Source organism: Pantoea sp. Ft-CA_14, from assembly GCF_024520875.1.
Taxonomy (GTDB): domain Bacteria; phylum Pseudomonadota; class Gammaproteobacteria; order Enterobacterales; family Enterobacteriaceae; genus Pantoea; species Pantoea agglomerans.
This window is the reverse complement of record NZ_JALNPM010000065.1, coordinates 1-222: the sequence shown is the minus strand read 5'-3', so window position 1 is coordinate 222 and position 222 is coordinate 1. Positions and strand designations below refer to the sequence as shown.

Sequence of the window (222 nt, the reverse complement as noted above, 5' to 3'; positions counted from 1 at the left end):
CATCCATAGCTCAGCTGGATAGAGTACTCGGCTACGAACCGAGCGGTCGGAGGTTCGAATCCTCCTGGATGCACCATTCTTTGTAACATCCTCAGGTTGGTTTCTGTAAGTCCATAAAAAGTTGTACCTCAAAAGATAGACCCCAATGCATCCATAGCTCAGCTGGATAGAGTACTCGGCTACGAACCGAGCGGTCGGAGGTTCGAATCCTCCTGGATGCAC

1 tRNA gene is annotated in these 222 nt (G+C 50.5%); it reads left to right on the top strand.

The features are described 5' to 3' along the window. Window positions 1-147 precede the first annotated feature (147 nt). Window positions 148-221: transfer RNA gene (locus NR195_RS22870), tRNA-Arg, on the top strand. Window position 222: the final 1 nt, after the last annotated feature.